This window comes from Rahnella sikkimica, from assembly GCF_002951615.1.
GTDB lineage: Bacteria > Pseudomonadota > Gammaproteobacteria > Enterobacterales > Enterobacteriaceae > Rahnella > Rahnella sikkimica.
In genome coordinates, this window is the sequence record NZ_CP019063.1 from 1 (window position 1) to 17671 (window position 17671).

Consider the following 17671-nt stretch of genomic DNA (forward strand, 5'->3'; position numbering starts at 1 on the left):
TCACCATCGGCATGTTTTTTGATGGCACTGGCAATAATGTTTTCAATATAGATAAGCGCCTCCTCGAGACCTGCACCCATCTGGATGTGGGAATGAACACTGAAGATGCAGCATCCTGTGTCAAAAAAACTGGGTAAAAGCGGCAACGGTGCGGGGTTATCTTGGGTATTATTCGAATATTCATTGGTTGAATACCCTTTATTCGATTGATGATGAAATAGCTGAAGAACAGTTATTATATCAACGAGCGGTTTACATCCAGGGAATAGGCACCCAGAAGGACAAGGATGACAGCCTTATAGGTATGGGGTTAGGGGTATTGTTTGAAGGGGTCGTGGATAAAACGGATGAAGGTATTGCACAAATAGCAAAAGAAATTAGTTTATTGCTTAAAAAAAGTGACGGTATTACATGCGCTATAGAAAAAATTCAGTTTGATATCTTCGGTTTTAGCCGCGGTGCTGCTGCTGCCCGTCACTTCGCAAACCGCGTCAGAAACGGCGATCAGGCCATTCAGGAGGCAATAACGAAAGGGCTTGATGGCCGAAATCAGCATGGGAAACCCGCAGGAGAAGTACGTTTCCTCGGGCTATTTGATACGGTCTGTGCAGTTGGCGGTGTAAAAAATTTGCTGGACATCCACGGTGGAGTAAACCCCGGTATTGAGCTAGCACTGCCGAAGGATATTGCGCAGAACGTGTTTCAGATTACGGCAATGAACGAATGCCGTTATAACTTTAGCCTTAACAGTATTAAAGAGTCCTGGCCTGAGCTCCCCCTCCCCGGCGTGCATTCCGATATTGGCGGTGGCTATAATCCGCAAGAAAAAGAATATCTGTTTCTCACCAAACCTGAATTTGAAACCGTCAGTGAAAATATTCCTGCTGAGATGACAGATATTTACCGCCATTGCGAAGCTGAAATTCCGGCTTTACAGAAATTACCAAATCTGAGTTCTGTTATGCCTTCGGGAGTGGTAAAGGTCGGAACATGGTTTGACTACTGGTTAATCCGAATAAGAAACGCGCCGGCATTACTGAAAAGCGTGTTGGTGCAGCGGTCACTCTGGAACGGGTGGTCACGAATGACTGGTCAAAAAATCACCTTACGGGTAATGTTTGATGCCGCACAGAGTTCAGGACTCTCTTTCAAAGAAATCCTCCCCAAGGATAAGAATTTTATATTACCACCAGAACTGGAGCCACTTTCTCAAAAAGCCATTAGTCAGGGGAAGGCGGCTGCCGCAGGAGGAACACCGGCTCCTTTTTCCGCGGATGAAATGAAACTGATTGGTAAATATCTGCATTGTTCAGCCAACTGGAATGCGGTGGCATTTAAAGATGTCTGGCTCGACGGAAACAAAGTAAAAGTCATATATGGCGCAGCAAAAACCGCTGAGCTGTTTGGCTTTGTCAATCGCCCCAATCCGGGGTGGGCTCGTGCCGTATGGAATATGCAGGGAGAAGAAGCATGAAAATAATAACAGGTCTGTTATCGCTGTCGCTGCTGGCAGGCTGCAGCAGCCATGCGCAGACGCAGACGCAGAAAGGGAATTTTAAAGCCCCCTGGGATGAATGGTATTTCACATTTTCAACCCCCAAGGCCCTGCCTGCCCAGGTCACCCTGGTGAAACTGCTGGATACTGATGGCTATGGCTATGTTTTCCAGACCATAGACCAGCCGCAGGGGAAAAGTGTAGGAGCCTGGAGCAAATACATTGGGAAGGGTTTTTCCCCGTTCAACAAAGCTAAAGCACCACCGCAAATGATTAAATTTTGCTGGGATTCAATTATCGATAAAAAGGTTTATGAAACCACCTTATTCTTCTTACCGGACACGCAGAAATAAATGATCAGTACAGAGCCGGACTGGTATAACGCGAAAGAAACTTATTATTTTCGTTATATGGTTATTGGCCTGGCACCAGAAGGAAAAGTTCGGGTGTGGTTGCAGAACAATGGCAGACCTAATTTATTACAAAGCAGTACAAAAATAACCACCGTTTCTGGTAAAGATCTGGATATGTGTAAAGGCGAAACAAATTTTCCTGATGGGTATGAGTATAGTGAGGGTATGAAGTCATTTATAAAAGATAAAAAGTATCCCTACGGAAGCTGGTGAGTCATTATCGGATGAATACAGACTATGCAGGGAGAAGAAGCATGAAAATAATAACAGGTCTGTTATCGCTGTCGCTGCTGGCAGGCTGCAGCAGCCATGCGCAGACGCAGACGCAGACACTTACCCTGAGTCGTTATTCCTACGATCACCCTAAAGTTCCTGAAATCAACGATATTCGTCCCGCTGCCGCCTGCTCCGCTGCCTGCCTGGGACGGCAAGCTGAAATGGGTAGAAGCCCGTAAAGCCAATATTCCACCCACCAAACCCAGCGAAGCCCTGATTGAGCAACTGCGAAAGACAAACAGCTCAACCGGAAACCGGCAGGCCGCTGCCGACCTCGCCGGATTTTGATAAATCAACCGCCGTACATCTGTTGTGTAAAACCGGTGAGCCCTGCCCGAAAAGCGGCTACTGGCGGCATATCAATTTAACGATGTCGTAAAAACAGCAAACCTGCAACTTCGAATTTATTGTGTATACACAATAACCAGCATTAATAAATATTGAGGGATTATTTATGTGTAAATTATTAATGGATTTACAAAAGGAAATTGAGAAATTAAAAAATGGTATAAACATACCAGAGGAAATAGAACTTCTTTACAAATGGATTGAAAAAAACGGTTTTGTCGAGGCTCGTGACGGTCTTATTGAGACACCTAAAGGCATGGTCGGTGACCCTGCTGTTTTCCAATATGGAAGAATCAATGTCGACTATGAATTTTCCCCGGAAATAACCTTCACCACTTCAGCCCATAAAGGGCTAAATTATTGGTTTGATCTTCCGGAAATCACGGATGAAATATCATCAAGACTGGTGCCATTCGCGGAAAGCGGATTTGATGGTTCTCGCCTTGCTTTTTGGCTTGATGATAACAATGTGCTTAGATTTGTTCACATGGGGTCGGGTTCTGCTTCGACGCTATGTTGTATCATTGCTAATGATGAAAAGGAGTTCTTATCTTTGCTTTCTATAGGATATGGTCAGTTAGGTGATGTCTGTGATTTTTCATTATCGCCTGAAGAAATAGCAGATGGGGAGGAGATAAAAATAAATTACTCATTTGTTGACTGGTTAGAGAAAACCTTCAGCATAAAAAGACCTTCTAATGCCGCCAATATAATCAAGGAAACGCCAGATATTGGTGATGAAGATACTATTGACGAATTTTGCTTATGGTGTAACAAGCAATTCAGGCAATAAACGAATAGCGGAATAAATTATAGGCTCGCTGTCATTGCTGATGACTATATCTATACACCCGCTCAGACTTGGGCATTTATTTATCTGCCGTAACAGAAATCAATTTATTCTGGAAAGATAATGAAAGACTTAACCTTGCGTTATTACGACACCGAATTGCGCTATCTGCGCGATGCGGGAAAAGAGTTTGCACAAACTCACCCCGACCGGGCGGCGATGCTCGATCTCGATAAACCCGGTACGCCTGACCCTTACGTGGAGCGCATGTTCGAAGGCTTTGCCTTTTCGATGGGCCGGCTGCGCGAAAAGATTGATGATGACCTGCCGGAGTTCACCGAAGGGCTGGTGAGCATGCTGTGGCCGCACTATCTGCGAACCATTCCGTCGCTTTCGATTGTGGCGCTCACGCCGGACGTGCCGTCAATGAAGATTGCCGAAGTGGTGCCTGCGGGGATGGAAGTGTTTTCCCGCCCCGTCGGGCCGAAAAATACCATCTGCCAGTACCGTACCACGCGCGAGATGATGCTTAACCCGCTCGCCGTCTCCAAAGTGGTGATGGCCACCGAGCCGGATGGCCGCTCGGTGCTGCGTCTGCGTCTGGCGTGCAGTCCCCAGGCCGACTGGTCGCAGGTGGATTTAACGCAGCTTAGCTTTTATCTGGCGGGCGACGCGCCGGTCAGCAGCGCGCTGCATCTGGCGCTGACCCGGCGTCAGGCGGCGCTGTATCTGCGTCTGCCCCATCAGGCCGATCGCATCCGGCTCGACGGCTGGTTCTCCCCCGGCGGATTTGCCGACGAAGACCTGCTGTGGCCAAAAGGCGAAAGCGCGTTCAGCGGTTACCAGCTTTTGCTGGAATATTTCACCTTCCGCGAGAAGTTTATGTCGTCAATCTCAACGGACTGGGCGATATCACGCTGCCTGCGGGGATTGATTATTTCGACATTGAGGTCGTACTCAGCAGCCAGTGGCAGAGCGACCTGCCGGTGATCGACGATGTGATGCACCTGCACTGCGTGCCGGTGATCAACCTGTTCTCCCTGGAAGCCGACCCGCTGATTATCAACGGGCTGGAAAGCGAGTACATGCTGCGCCCGCGCCGTCTGCAGGACGGGCATACCGAGATTTACTCGGTGGACTCGGTCACCGGGTCGAGCCGCACCTCGGAGGCCAGCTATGTGCCGTTCACCAGCTTCCGCCATCAGGGCGGAATGCAGCGCCGTCATGCGCGGATAAGCGCTACGTTCATAGCATCCCGCGTCAACGCCGGCGTTTGACGCGGGTGCATGAAGCGCTCCCGGCGGCGCTGCATTCCGCCCTGATGGCGGAAGCTGGTGAACGGCACATAGCTGGCCTCCGAGGTGCGGCTCGACCCGGTGACCGAGTCCACCGAGTAAATCTCGGTATGCCCGTCCTGCAGACGGCGCGGGCGCAGCATGTACTCGCTTTCCAGCCCGTTGATAATCAGCGGGTCGGCTTCCAGGGAGAACAGGTTGATCACCGGCACGCAGTGCAGGTGCATCACATCGTCGATCACCGGCAGGTCGCTCTGCCACTGGCTGCTGAGTACGACCTCAATGTCGAAATAATCAATCCCCGCAGGCAGCGTGATATCGCCCAGTCCGTTGAGATTGACGAACATAAACTTCTCGCGGAAGGTGAAATATTCCAGCAAAAGCTGGTAACCGCTGAACGCGCTTTCGCCTTTTGGCCACAGCAGGTCTTCGTCGGCAAATCCGCCGGGGGAGAACCAGCCGTCGAGCCGGATGCGATCGGCCTGATGGGGCAGACGCAGATACAGCGCCGCCTGACGCCGGGTCAGCGCCAGATGCAGCGCGCTGCTGACCGGCGCGTCGCCCGCCAGATAAAAGCTAAGCTGCGTTAAATCCACCTGCGACCAGTCGGCCTGGGGACTGCACGCCAGACGCAGACGCAGCACCGAGCGGCCATCCGGCTCGGTGGCCATCACCACTTTGGAGACGGCGAGCGGGTTAAGCATCATCTCGCGCGTGGTACGGTACTGGCAGATGGTATTTTTCGGCCCGACGGGGCGGGAAAACACTTCCATCCCCGCAGGCACCACTTCGGCAATCTTCATTGACGGCACGTCCGGCGTGAGCGCCACAATCGAAAGCGACGGAATGGTTCGCAGATAGTGCGGCCACAGCATGCTCACCAGCCCTTCGGTGAACTCCGGCAGGTCATCATCAATCTTTTCGCGCAGCCGGCCCATCGAAAAGGCAAAGCCTTCGAACATGCGCTCCACGTAAGGGTCAGGCGTACCGGGTTTATCGAGATCGAGCATCGCCGCCCGGTCGGGGTGAGTTTGTGCAAACTCTTTTCCCGCATCGCGCAGATAGCGCAATTCGGTGTCGTAATAACGCAAGGTTAAGTCTTTCATTATCTTTCCAGAATAAATTGATTTCTGTTACGGCAGATAAATAAATGCCCAAGTCTGAGCGGGTGTATAGATATAGTCATCAGCAATGACAGCGAGCCTATAATTTATTCCGCTATTCGTTTATTGCCTGAATTGCTTGTTACACCATAAGCAAAATTCGTCAATAGTATCTTCATCACCAATATCTGGCGTTTCCTTGATTATATTGGCGGCATTAGAAGGTCTTTTTATGCTGAAGGTTTTCTCTAACCAGTCAACAAATGAGTAATTTATTTTTATCTCCTCCCCATCTGCTATTTCTTCAGGCGATAATGAAAAATCACAGACATCACCTAACTGACCATATCCTATAGAAAGCAAAGATAAGAACTCCTTTTCATCATTAGCAATGATACAACATAGCGTCGAAGCAGAACCCGACCCCATGTGAACAAATCTAAGCACATTGTTATCATCAAGCCAAAAAGCAAGGCGAGAACCATCAAATCCGCTTTCCGCGAATGGCACCAGTCTTGATGATATTTCATCCGTGATTTCCGGAAGATCAAACCAATAATTTAGCCCTTTATGGGCTGAAGTGGTGAAGGTTATTTCCGGGGAAAATTCATAGTCGACATTGATTCTTCCATATTGGAAAACAGCAGGGTCACCGACCATGCCTTTAGGTGTCTCAATAAGACCGTCACGAGCCTCGACAAAACCGTTTTTTTCAATCCATTTGTAAAGAAGTTCTATTTCCTCTGGTATGTTTATACCATTTTTTAATTTCTCAATTTCCTTTTGTAAATCCATTAATAATTTACACATAAATAATCCCTCAATATTTATTAATGCTGGTTATTGTGTATACACAATAAATTCGAAGTTGCAGGTTTGCTGTTTTTACGACATCGTTAAATTGATATGCCGCCAGTAGCCGCTTTTCGGGCAGGGCTCACCGGTTTTACACAACAGATGTACGGCGGTTGATTTATCAAAATCCGGCGAGGTCGGCAGCGGCCTGCCGGTTTCCGGGTTGAGCTGTTTGTCTTTCGCCAGTTGCTCAATCAGGGCTTCGCTGGGTTTGGTGGGTGGAATATTGGCTTTACGGGCTTCTACCCATTTCAGCTTGCCGTCCCAGGCAGGCAGCGGAGCAGGCGGCAGCGGGACGATATCGTTGATTTCAGGAACTTTAGGGGTGATCGTAGGAATAACGACTCAGGGTAAGTGTCTGCGTCTGCGTCTGCGCATGGCTGCTGCAGCCTGCCAGCAGCGACAGCGATAACAGACCTGTTATTATTTTCATGCTTCTTCTCCCTGCATAGTCTGTATTCATCCGATAATGACTCACCAGCTTCCGTAGGGATACTTTTTATCTTTTATAAATGACTTCATACCCTCACTATACTCATACCCATCAGGAAAATTTGTTTCGCCTTTACACATATCCAGATCTTTACCAGAAACGGTGGTTATTTTTGTACTGCTTTGTAATAAATTAGGTCTGCCATTGTTCTGCAACCACACCCGAACTTTTCCTTCTGGTGCCAGGCCAATAACCATATAACGAAAATAATAAGTTTCTTTCGCGTTATACCAGTCCGGCTCTGTACTGATCATTTTATTCTGCGTGTCCGGTAAGAAGAATAAGGTGGTTTCATAAACCTTTTTATCGATAATTGAATCCCAGCAAAATTTAATCATTTGCGGTGGTGCTTTAGCTTTGTTGAACGGGGAAAAACCCTTCCCAATGTATTTGCTCCAGGCTCCTACACTTTTCCCCTGCGGCTGGTCTATGGTCTGGAAAACATAGCCATAGCCATCAGTATCCAGCAGTTTCACCAGGGTGACCTGGGCAGGCAGGGCCTTGGGGGTTGAAAATGTGAAATACCATTCATCCCAGGGGGCTTTAAAATTCCCTTTCTGCGTCTGCGTCTGCGCATGGCTGCTGCAGCCTGCCAGCAGCGACAGCGATAACAGACCTGTTATTATTTTCATGCTTCTTCTCCCTGCATATTCCATACGGCACGAGCCCACCCCGGATTGGGGCGATTGACAAAGCCAAACAGCTCAGCGGTTTTTGCTGCGCCATATATGACTTTTACTTTGTTTCCGTCGAGCCAGACATCTTTAAATGCCACCGCATTCCAGTTGGCTGAACAATGCAGATATTTACCAATCAGTTTCATTTCATCCGCGGAAAAAGGAGCCGGTGTTCCTCCTGCGGCAGCCGCCTTCCCCTGACTAATGGCTTTTTGAGAAAGTGGCTCCAGTTCTGGTGGTAATATAAAATTCTTATCCTTGGGGAGGATTTCTTTGAAAGAGAGTCCTGAACTCTGTGCGGCATCAAACATTACCCGTAAGGTGATTTTTGACCAGTCATTCGTGACCACCCGTTCCAGAGTGACCGCTGCACCAACACGCTTTTCAGTAATGCCGGCGCGTTTCTTATTCGGATTAACCAGGTAGTCAAACCATGTTCCGACCTTTACCACTCCCGAAGGCATAACAGAACTCAGATTTGGTAATTTCTGTAAAGCCGGAATTTCAGCTTCGCAATGGCGGTAAATATCTGTCATCTCAGCAGGAATATTTTCACTGACGGTTTCAAATTCAGGTTTGGTGAGAAACAGATATTCTTTTTCTTGCGGATTATAGCCACCGCCAATATCGGAATGCACGCCGGGGAGGGGGAGCTCAGGCCAGGACTCTTTAATACTGTTAAGGCTAAAGTTATAACGGCATTCGTTCATTGCCGTAATCTGAAACACGTTCTGCGCAATATCCTTCGGCAGTGCTAGCTCAATACCGGGGTTTACTCCACCGTGGATGTCCAGCAAATTTTTTACACCGCCAACTGCACAGACCGTATCAAATAGCCCGAGGAAACGTACTTCTCCTGCGGGTTTCCCATGCTGATTTCGGCCATCAAGCCCTTTCGTTATTGCCTCCTGAATGGCCTGATCGCCGTTTCTGACGCGGTTTGCGAAGTGACGGGCAGCAGCAGCACCGCGGCTAAAACCGAAGATATCAAACTGAATTTTTTCTATAGCGCATGTAATACCGTCACTTTTTTTAAGCAATAAACTAATTTCTTTTGCTATTTGTGCAATACCTTCATCCGTTTTATCCACGACCCCTTCAAACAATACCCCTAACCCCATACCTATAAGGCTGTCATCCTTGTCCTTCTGGGTGCCTATTCCCTGGATGTAAACCGCTCGTTGATATAATAACTGTTCTTCAGCTATTTCATCATCAATCGAATAAAGGGTATTCAACCAATGAATATTCGAATAATACCCAAGATAACTCCCCGCACCGTTGCCGCTTTTACCCAGTTTTTTGACACAGGATGCTGCATCTTCAGTGTTCATTCCCACATCCAGATGGGTGCAGGTCTCGAGGAGGCGCTTATCTATATTGAAAACATTATTGCCAGTGCCATCAAAAAACATGCCGATGGTGAGCGTGATGCCGGGCACTTCTTTACGCTTACAAATCACGATTTTTTCTGAAACGTTTACGTCAGAGGTATGCTGACCATCACTGACTTACCATGTATTACGTTGTGCCATTCTGCAAGTTCCTTGAATTTAATATCGTCCTATTTAGTGCCCAGAATTTCTATATTCATCCTGCCCGGAGCCGCGGTATAGACTGGCGCTGTCTTCCCGTTTTTATCAGAAACGCCTGCATACATTGTTCCTTCTGCGGTTGTTATGCGGTATTCAGTGAGTGGGATAGCTTTTCCTTCCTCATCCTGCAACGCATAAACTGCACCGTAGCCTTTCGGGAACGTCACCGGAGGAGTATTCAGACTCGCCGGTCCCATCTTTTGCCAGTTGGCCGACTTAAATAAGATATTTTGCGGATCGGCGATCTCGATATTTCCGCCGCTGAGTTTGATGTAGCCGCCGCCGCAGGTGAGGATCAGCTCTTTCGAGGCGGTGACCGTGATTTTTCCTTCTGCGCTGGTGACGGTGATGTCGTTTTTCGCCAGTGCGGACAGTTCGTCGTCCTGCGCCTGAATATCCACTTTCCCCTGGCCGGCCAGGAGTTTCATCCCGGCTTTCTGCGCCAGCAGGCTGACGCTTTCGCCGGCCACGGCGGTGAAGGATTTGCCGCTACTGATATCGGTATTGCTGCCCGACATCATCCCGATGCTTTCGCTGCCTGACGCCACGCGTACGGATTTCGGGCTGACGATGCCGATGCCCTGCGGCGCGGACATCAGAATGCCCGCCGCTTTCAGTTTTGCCAGCGAGGCGTTCAGCGCTTTCTGGCTGTTAATATCGCCCGGCGTCGCTTTGGCAATCTGCGCCGCTTTCGCCAGCGTGCGTGCCAGCGTCAGCGCCTGTTCAAGCTGCGCAATAGCGTCATCCATTTCCAGCTGTTTGCCGCTGGCGGCAGGCTGCGCGTCGGCGCTGATGAAAATGCCTTTTCCGGCACGCAGGGCGCCCCATTCGTCGGTGCGCAGTTCAAAACCCTCACCGCGCTTTGCCCGCGCGGCATCCACGTTGTGCCCGAGGTTCAGCTGCGTTTTGCCGCCGTATTCGGTGCTGAGTTTGATGTGTTCTTCGCCGCGCTTGTCTTCCATCCGCAGTTTGTTATTCGCCGGTGTGCGGATCACGTTGCGTGTATTGTTCTTTTCGGTCACGTGGTCGACGTGACGGGAATCGTGCAGGGCGTGGGCAATGTAAGGCCTGTCCGGGTCGCCGTCGTGGAAGGCAATCGCCACTTCGGTGCCCTGAATCAGCGGGAAGTGAATGCCGTATTCGTCGCCGCCGTTCGGCTTCGCGAAGCGCACCGGCATGCTTTCCTGACCCTGTTTTTTATCGTCCTGGTCGGCATCGAATTTCACGCGATACAAACCGGCGTTGTCCTGCCAGGCGTAGATATCGTTCGGTTTTGCGCTGGTGACGCGGGCCATCATCGTGCCGCTGACTTTCGGACGCGGCATGAGCGCGGGACGCCAGCACAGCGTTTCGCTGAAGGGCACGGCGGCGAAAGTAACGTTCAGCGCCTCTTTGCGGCTGGCGGTAAATCCGATGCGTGTAACTACCATCGGCAGTGACAGCAATTCAGGCAGCGTGGACGGAATTCGGACGTCGGCCACGGTGAGCACCTGCGCCGGGTGCAGCGTGGCGTCGGTGCTGTTGCCGGTAATCAGCGTTTGTGCGGATAAAAACCGCTCATGGTCGAGGCGCGCCATGAAGTTGCCGGTTTCAGCAGACGGGTCAGTTTTCGCGCCGCTATCCAGATGGCGGGGTTTGTAGTGATACACGTCACCATAATTTATCCCTTCACCGTCGCCGCGCGTCATATCGGCTTTGGCGGACTGATTGACCTTCTGCGCTTCGCGGAAGTTATAGTCTTTGGCAGTGACGCTGGCGGGTACGACGTTGTGCTGTACGCTCAGCCCCCAGACCGACTCCGCGCCGCTGTCGCTCATGCCCGACGGGCTGCTGAGCGGCAGCGTTTTCCCGAACGCGTAGGCGCTTTGCTTATCGGCAAAATGCACGACTTCGGTCTGCGTGTCCGGCTGCAGGCTGAAGAAATAGAAAATTCCGACTTCCGAGAGCAGGCGTTCGATAAAGGCCAGGTCACTTTCGTGATACTGGTTTATCTGTTCGCGTTTTGGGTAAGTCTGTTTCAGTGCAAACTCATATTCCCAGCCCTTAAAGCCATGTTCTTCCAGGATCTGCGCGACGACATCCTGCACGGATTTATTGACGAAGAAACGGTGCGTGCGGAACTGTTTGTCCAGCAGGGCGAGGGAAGGCTCCAGCGTTAACCGATATTTCGCCTCGTCGGCAGAGCCTGAAATCCGCTGGAGATCCGTGATAACGCCGTGGACAACTTTTTGGGTGGTCAGGCTTTGCAGCAGGCCGGTGCCCATCGTAAGTGTGACCGGTTTACGCAACAGCTGAGCGGCGTCGATATCGTGGTCGGTGCTGGTGAACGTGATGGTGTAGCGATATGTCCGGCTTATGCCCTCATCACCGCGCAAGCTTTCAACGTCGAGCGGTGACGTACAGGAAGGAATATCAAGGCGGTAACGGTTTAGAGTGGTAGCGCCCAGAGCCGCCACCGCGTTTTCAAAAATATCCATGATTCGGGCATGGCCTTATGTATGGCTTAGAATTTGTCAAACTATTGTATTTTTTTGAATAATATCCACCCTTTGGATATTTGCTCGTTGGGTTGTTTATCCAAAGTTATATTGCAAAGCCCATTGTTATTCATAAGTATTTTTTTGCTGTAATCCTTCATAGGGTCATCTACTGGTTTTGGTAGGTTATTAGCTTGCATGTTTACTTCAAAGTAAGCAGAACAATCGACTTTAAATTCATTAGGGTTAATTTTCTGTAATGGGATTATTTCTTTTTCTTTTGTTGGTGGATTATTACCCGGGAATTTTTCGCCGATTTTATATCTTATGTTTTCGTCGGAATCACCATTAGTATCATCGTAGAAGTTTTTTACAGTAGGTGCGTTTACTGTGAGTTCGTTACCTACTAACTTAGCATCATCCCATCCAATCGATGGGCCACCTTCGATCTCATCATGTTTATAAAAAAGTGTAATGTTTTTATTTTTAACCAACATGTATATTTCATTGTTAGATTCATCGTCGGTGTTGTTGACAAAGTAAAAGCTGTTATCAATTTTATTGGGTTTGTTGATAATCAAGTCACTGATCTTGTAGGAGTTAATATTTCCGTATGCCCAATAGGAATAATAGATTCCATCATCTATGCTTGTTTTCTCAGCATAGCTATTAAAAGTAAGTGATAAAAAGAAAAGGGGAAGTAACTTATTCATTGTTCAATCTCGACATGAAATGCAGGTTCGCCGGCATGCTTAAAGGGGCTTATGTATTTAAAGTCATCGTTATCTCTAGCGTAATCAGTTAGTGCTTTATCGAAAGCTAATTGAATACTTTTATCTGTTGAGAGGTGCGTGCTTATATCGAAAACATTTCTTGTTGCGTACATTTTCTCGGATACACAATGTCGTGAAACCAGTCGTCCACTTTCCTGTAAATTAATGACTTTATTAACCATGGCAGATTTAACTTCTTTGGCTTTAGCTAAGTCGTTGCCACCTGCAGCAACACCTGCTTTTACAACGTCTCTTCCTGCGGCTGCATAATAATTAAGTTGAGACTGAATACCTTTGCTTTGCATGTTTGCATACATTGCATCTACTTGTTTTTGAACAGTTCTAAGTGTGCTGGTTATTGTTATTTTATGAACTCCAGCAGTTATCATTATTTTTTTCATGATATTTAATGATTTGCTAGTTACAAGATCTTTTAACGATTTCGAAACTGAAAAGTTTATAACTGGCTCAAATTCACCTGGAGCTAAAGTAGGTTTTGAAGTTCCTTTATCATCTGTTTTATGTTTTTCCGGTGGTTTCTGTTTTTTCTTGATAGTGGATGATTTCGTTGTTGTTTTTATATGAACAACATTTTTATTCTTATCAACATCTGCAGAAGTGCTGCCAATAGGTAGTACAATATGACTCTTAGAATAGGCTATAGCGGCCTTAGAATTCCCATTTTCTACTCCAAGGTATTTCATGATCGCTTGTTTTACGTCTTTAGGTATATAACGGCTAATATAATCGGTGTTTGTGAAGTCTTTAATGTCATTATCTGTTGTGTCGGGTAGTTTTAAAACTTGCCCGATATGAAGAACATTAGCATTAGGTAGATTATTTAAATCAATAAGAATCGCGGCTGTGGTATCGAATGATTTTGCAATAGCAGATAAATTGTCCCCTGATTTTACTTTGTATGTTGAGTTTGCTTCAGCCGTTCTTTGTGAGGAAGATTTTTTCTTATCTTTAGACTTCTCTGTTGAACTGCCCCCCCAGATATGGCTAGTTTTTTATAATTATCCTTTAGAATGGTGAATACTATTTCCGCACCAGCAAGTGCATTTATCGCTTCGGTTTTACCTTGACCATCAGTTTTTCCTTTAATGAATATTAAGGGATCGTTCATAGTAGAAACAATTGATGGATAATACATGTTGGGAGAAAGAGAAACAGCAGCAACATATTCCTTATTAGAAATTGGAGTGTCATCACCCGTGGATAGTTTGAATGAAGTTGCTATTTGTGTCGATTTCAGTAAATTTTCTATTTCTGGTAATCTAACAATAATTTTGTTGGCACAATCTGTAGCATCTTTAGATATAACATGTTCATTTTTATGATACTGCTTCAGACTTCCTAATCCATCATGATGGAGATAGTAAAGCCAGCGCCAATAGTCATCATCATTCGAATGGTAAAAATCTGAAACTAAATCTCGCGCCCGGAGAAGTGCAAATATTATTGCATAACACCCTAGCTCTGCATCAAATATTCTCTCACCCGTAATATCCAGAGTGAACCCTAAACGTTTAGACGAATTTTGAAGGGTATAGTCCACAAACGCGATAGTTGCCTGACCTATGCCTGCTGCTGATGTTGTACCAGCTGCTGCATCTGGGTTGAAGCCTGATTCTATATACGCACAAAGTAAAATGTATGAAATTTCTTTATACGTTAATTTATATCGAGCCCCTATTGTTATCAACATATCGATAACCTTACGTTGACTCTGCTCATCTATATCGCCACTGATTCTGCTATTTCCTTTTATTTCCTTTGTAGTGTCAATGTTTGGATAGGTTTTTAGCAGGGATGAACTTATTATTTGACTGTCAAAGTAAGCTTTGCCTTTCAAAGAAAATAAAGCAGAGTATAAATCACTCACATGTATTCCTCATTAATTATCGCCATAAACAAAATTAATATAAGTTACCCCTTGTGCGTTGGGTGGTATTTTACTTCTAAGGACTAAGCTTTTTTCTTGGCTGACAAATTTTCCGTCAAAATCAAATATCGGGGCTGTAGTATTGGCGCTCAAAGAACCATCTATTGCCTCAGCATTATTCATCCCATCCCAGTAACCAATTAGAACGTATTGGTCATCAACGCAAAGCATCTTTTGTGGAGCCCAATCTGAACTGTCTATTATTTCTTGGAAGGTGAATTTTTGCTTTTCCAACTTGCTTTTTTGTTCGAGTGACATATAGGGGAGAACAGCAGAGAATTTTTTATTTTCCCGACTGATGTTTAATGTGACATTTTTGCAAATATTTGACTCATCATCTTCAGGATCAGCTTTGCATTCGGCAGAAACTTTCACTGTTGCCGGACCACATTGCATATTCACTTCACGTGATGTCCAGCTATCGCTAGCGAAGCTGCTTAGTGATATCAGGGTGATCAGGGAACATGCACAGCTTAATTTAAACGAATTATTCATTATCATTTCCTTCGCATTTGTCACAGTGGCAGTCTCCGCCATGATGTGAGGCATCTTCAATATTTGTGTAATGGGCTCGTTCAACGACCATTTCGCTGTCGTACCAAAAGTCATCCGCTAACATCTCAATTTCAAAAGCTTCACCCGCCTGAGTTGAGGTAACTTGGATCGTTTCGCCATTTGAATTTGTGATGCCGAAAATTTGTTGACCACTACTGAGGGTGATTAGGTAATTTTGTAATGCTACCGGAGTACCTGTTTCTGACATTGCTGTAAATTTCCCGCTGTATGCTGCAGGTATTTGTGTCGGAGTTACATTCAGACTCGCCGGCCCCATCTTTTGCCAATTGGCCGACTTAAATAAGATGTTTTGCGGATCGGCGATCTCGATATTTCCGCCGCTGAGTTTGATGTAGCCGCCGCCGCAGGTGAGGATCAGCTCTTTCGAGGCGGTGACCGTGATTTTTCCTTCTGCGCTGGTGACGGTGATGTCGTTTTTCGCCAGTGCGGACAGTTCGTCGTCCTGCGCCTGAATATCCACTTTCCCCTGGCCGGCAATGAGTTTCATCCCGGCTTTCTGCGCCAGCAGGCTGACGCTTTCGCCGGCCACGGCGGTGAAGGATTTGCCGCTACTGATATCGGTATTGCTGCCCGACATCATCCCGATGCTTTCGCTGCCTGACGCCACGCGTACGGATTTCGGGCTGACGATGCCGATGCCCTGCGGCGCTGACATCAGAATGCCCGCCGCTTTCAGTTTTGCCAGCGAGGTGTTCAGCGCTTTCTGGCTGTTAATATCGCCCGGCGTCGCTTTGGCAATCTGCGCCGCTTTCGCCAGCGTGCGTGCCAGCGTCAGTGCCTGTTCAAGCTGCGCAATAGCGTCATCCATTTCCAGCTGTTTGCCGCTGGCTGCAGGCTGCGTGTCGGCGCTGATGAAAATGCCTTTTCCGGCACGGAGTGCGCCCCATTCGTCGGTGCGCAGTTCAAAACCCTCACCGCGCTTTGCCCGCGCGGCATCCACGTTGTGCCCGAGGTTCAGCTGCGTCTTGCCACCGTATTCGGTGCTGAGTTTGATGTGTTCTTCGCCGCGTTTGTCTTCCATCCGCAGTTTGTTATTCGCCGGTGTGCGGATCACGTTGCGGGTATTGTTCTTTTCGGTCACGTGGTCGACGTGACGGGAATCGTGCAGGGCGTGGGCGATGTAAGGCCGGTCCGGGTCGCCGTCGTGGAAGGCAATGGCGACTTCCGTGCCCTGAATCAGCGGGAAGTGAATGCCGTATTCGTCGCCGCCGTACGGCTTCGCGAAGCGCACGGGCATGCTTTCCTGACCCTGTTTTTTATCGTCCTGGTCGGCATCAAATTTCACGCGATACAAACCGGCGTTGTCCTGCCAGGCGTAGATATCGTTCGGTTTTGCGCTGGTGACGCGGGCCATCATCGTGCCGCTGACTTTCGGACGCGGCATGAGCGCGGGACGCCAGCACAGCGTTTCGCTGAAGGGCACGGCGGCGAAAGTAACGTTCAGCGCCTCTTTGCGGCTGGCGGTAAATCCGGTGCGTGTAACTACCATCGGCAGTGACAGCAATTCAGGCAGCGTGGACGGAATGCGGACGTCGGCCACGGTGAGTACCTGCGCCGGGTGCAGCGTGGCGTCGGTGCTGTTGCCGGTAATCAGCGTTTGTGCGGATAAAAACCGCTCATGGTCGAGGCGCGCCATGAAGTTGCCGGTTTCAGCAGACGGGTCAGTTTTCGCGCCGCTATCCAGATGGCGGGGTTTGTAGTGATACACGTCACCATAATTTATCCCTTCACCGTCGCCGCGCGTCATATCGGCTTTGGCGGACTGATTGACCTTCTGCGCTTCGCGGAAGTTATAGTCTTTGGCGGTGACGCTGGCGGGTACGACGTTGTGCTGTACGCTCAGCCCCCAGACCGACTCCGCGCCGCTGTCGCTCATGCCCGACGGGCTGCTGAGCGGCAGCGTTTTCCCGAACGCGTAGGCGCTTTGCTTATCGGCAAAATGCACGACTTCGGTCTGCGTGTCCGGCTGCAGGCTGAAGAAATAGAAAATTCCGACTTCCGAGAGCAGGCGTTCGATAAAGGCCAGGTCACTTTCGTGATACTGGTTTATCTGTTCGCGTTTTGGGTAAGTCTGTTTCAGTGCAAACTCATATTCCCAGCCCTTAAAGCCATGTTCTTCCAGAATCTGCGCGACGACATCCTGCACGGATTTATTGACGAAGAAACGGTGCGTGCGGAACTGTTTGTCCAGCAGGACGAGGGAAGGCTCCAGTGTTAACCGATATTTCGCCTCGTCGGCAGAGCCTGAAATCCGCTGGAAATCCGTGAGAACGCCGTGGACAACTTTTTGGGTGGTCAGGCTTTGCAGCAGGCCGGTGCCCATCGTAAGTGTGACCGGTTTACGCAACAGCTGAGCGGCGTCGATATCGTGGTCGGTGCTGGTGAACGTGATGGTGTAGCGATATGTCCGGCTTATGCCCTCATCACCGCGCAAGCTTTCAACGTCGAGCGGTGACGTACAGGAAGGAATATCAAGGCGGTAACGGTTCAGAGTGGTGGCGCTCAGAGCCGCCACCGCGTTTTCAAAAATATCCATGATTCGGGCATGTCCTTATGT

12 protein-coding genes and 4 pseudogenes are annotated in these 17671 nt (G+C 48.4%); 5 read left to right on the plus strand and 11 right to left on the minus strand.

All coding sequences use genetic code 11. The features are described from left to right. Positions 1-148: 148 nt before the first annotated feature. The 5 genes and pseudogenes from BV494_RS21500 to tssF (BV494_RS21520) all read left to right on the plus strand — a co-directional run bounded on the left by BV494_RS21500 (position 149) and on the right by tssF (BV494_RS21520) (position 4599). Positions 149-1474: a T6SS phospholipase effector Tle1-like catalytic domain-containing protein gene (locus BV494_RS21500; RefSeq protein WP_226790116.1), complete on the plus strand. Its 1326-nt coding sequence runs from the start codon at positions 149-151 to the stop codon at positions 1472-1474. Further along, positions 1471-2121 (plus strand): annotated as a pseudogene (locus BV494_RS21505) (DUF2931 family protein). Before BV494_RS21500 ends, BV494_RS21505 begins: the two are co-directional and overlap by 4 nt. 125 nt (positions 2122-2246) lie before the next feature. Then, a pseudogene (locus BV494_RS21510) lies at positions 2247-2563 on the plus strand (DUF6396 domain-containing protein); the annotation flags it as partial. Positions 2564-2638: 75 nt separating this feature from the next. Further along, positions 2639-3325, plus strand: a complete 687-nt coding sequence (locus tag BV494_RS21515; RefSeq protein ID WP_226790117.1) for a hypothetical protein — start codon at positions 2639-2641, stop codon at positions 3323-3325. Positions 3326-3445: 120 nt separating this feature from the next. After that, a pseudogene (gene tssF / locus BV494_RS21520) lies at positions 3446-4599 on the plus strand (type VI secretion system baseplate subunit TssF). Here tssF (BV494_RS21520) and tssF (BV494_RS21525) read toward each other — a convergent pair. From tssF (BV494_RS21525) to BV494_RS21570, 11 genes and pseudogenes are all read right to left on the minus strand, one after another. Then, positions 4545-5723, minus strand: a complete 1179-nt coding sequence (gene tssF / locus BV494_RS21525; RefSeq protein WP_439958398.1) for a type VI secretion system baseplate subunit TssF — start codon at positions 5721-5723, stop codon at positions 4545-4547. The pseudogene tssF (BV494_RS21520) and the gene tssF (BV494_RS21525) sit on opposite strands and share 55 nt — an antisense overlap. A gap of 120 nt (positions 5724-5843) precedes the next feature. Next, a complete protein-coding gene (locus tag BV494_RS21530; protein WP_226790117.1) occupies positions 5844-6530 on the minus strand; it encodes a hypothetical protein in 687 nt (228 codons plus the stop codon). 75 nt (positions 6531-6605) lie between these two features. After that, positions 6606-6924: pseudogene (locus BV494_RS26120) on the minus strand (DUF6396 domain-containing protein); the annotation flags it as partial. Between the two features lie 125 nt (positions 6925-7049). Further along, positions 7050-7700, minus strand: a complete 651-nt coding sequence (locus BV494_RS21540; RefSeq protein WP_104924867.1) for a DUF2931 family protein — start codon at positions 7698-7700, stop codon at positions 7050-7052. Further along, a complete protein-coding gene (locus tag BV494_RS21545; protein ID WP_226790118.1) occupies positions 7697-9208 on the minus strand; it encodes a T6SS phospholipase effector Tle1-like catalytic domain-containing protein in 1512 nt (503 codons plus the stop codon). Before BV494_RS21545 ends, BV494_RS21540 begins: the two co-directional genes overlap by 4 nt. Positions 9209-9309: 101 nt before the next feature. After that, positions 9310-11817, minus strand: a complete 2508-nt coding sequence (locus BV494_RS21550; protein ID WP_104924868.1) for a type VI secretion system Vgr family protein — start codon at positions 11815-11817, stop codon at positions 9310-9312. Positions 11818-11858: 41 nt separating this feature from the next. Further along, positions 11859-12530: a hypothetical protein gene (locus BV494_RS21555; protein WP_104924869.1), complete on the minus strand. Its 672-nt coding sequence runs from the start codon at positions 12528-12530 to the stop codon at positions 11859-11861. Continuing rightward, complete coding sequence (locus BV494_RS26125; protein WP_226790119.1) at positions 12527-13294, minus strand: hypothetical protein; 768 nt, start codon at positions 13292-13294, stop codon at positions 12527-12529. The genes BV494_RS21555 and BV494_RS26125 overlap by 4 nt, the downstream gene beginning before the upstream one ends. 206 nt (positions 13295-13500) lie before the next feature. Continuing rightward, the gene (locus tag BV494_RS26135) at positions 13501-14478 is read right to left on the minus strand and encodes a hypothetical protein (protein ID WP_226790120.1); all 978 of its coding nucleotides are present in this window, start codon (positions 14476-14478) and stop codon (positions 13501-13503) included. Positions 14479-14490: 12 nt separating this feature from the next. After that, positions 14491-15033 (minus strand): hypothetical protein, encoded by a 543-nt coding sequence (locus BV494_RS21565; RefSeq protein WP_104924870.1) that lies wholly within the window; start codon positions 15031-15033, stop codon positions 14491-14493. Continuing rightward, positions 15026-17650 carry a type VI secretion system Vgr family protein gene (locus BV494_RS21570; protein ID WP_104924871.1) on the minus strand — a complete coding sequence of 875 codons (2625 nt, stop codon included), beginning with the start codon at positions 17648-17650 and terminating at the stop codon, positions 15026-15028. The genes BV494_RS21565 and BV494_RS21570 overlap by 8 nt, the downstream gene beginning before the upstream one ends. Between the last annotated feature and the right edge of the window lie 21 nt (positions 17651-17671).